Genomic DNA, 773 nt, shown 5'->3' on the forward strand with positions numbered 1-773 from the left:
CGGTGGCACGACTCGAATGGCCCGGCGGGTCTCCGCCGCCGTGACCGTCCACGGCCGCATCGTCTGCCAGAGGCACGGAGGACGGCCGCGGCGTACGGCGGGAGGCGAAGGGCGTGAGCACCGACCGGGTGGGTGAGGCGACCGAGCGGCTGATGCGGTCGGCGCAGTTCTTCTTCCCCGGGGAGCAGTCCCCGGACCGGAGGGTGCTGTACCGGGAGGGAGGCCGCGCCGCGGAGGAGTTCTACCGGGAGCGGTGGCGGCACGACCGGGAGGTGCGCTCCACGCACGGGGTGAACTGCACCGGCTCGTGCTCGTGGAAGGTGTACGTCAAGGACGGCCTGATCACCTGGGAGACCCAGGCCACCGACTACCCCTCGGTCGGTCCGGACTCCCCGGAGTACGAGCCGCGCGGCTGCCCGCGCGGGGCGTCGTTCTCCTGGTACACCTACTCGCCCACCCGGGTCCGCTACCCGTACGTGCGCGGCCCGCTGCTGGAACTGTGGCGCGAGGCGAGGGCGCGGACGGCCGACCCGGTGGAGGCGTGGGCATGGCTGACCGGGGATCCGGAGCGCTCGGCGGTGTACAAGCGGGCGCGGGGCAAGGGCGGGTTCGTGCGCTGCACCTGGCAGGAGGTCACCGAGCTGGTCGCGGCGGCGCACGTGCACACGGTGAAGCGCTACGGCCCGGACCGCGTCGTCGGCTTCTCGCCGATCCCGGCGATGTCGATGACCTCGTACGCGGCCGGGACGCGGTTCCTGTCGATGATCGGCGGG

The 773-nt window shown here is 73.2% G+C and carries 1 protein-coding gene; it reads left to right on the forward strand.

Annotated features, from left to right (window positions below):
• Window positions 1-152: 152 nt before the first annotated feature.
• On the forward strand, window positions 153-773 hold a 621-nt coding region (locus RH94_RS41975), incomplete at its 3' end, for a molybdopterin-dependent oxidoreductase (RefSeq protein WP_234425469.1).

The organism is Streptomyces kebangsaanensis (assembly GCF_001906585.1).
Taxonomy (GTDB): domain Bacteria; phylum Actinomycetota; class Actinomycetes; order Streptomycetales; family Streptomycetaceae; genus Streptomyces; species Streptomyces kebangsaanensis.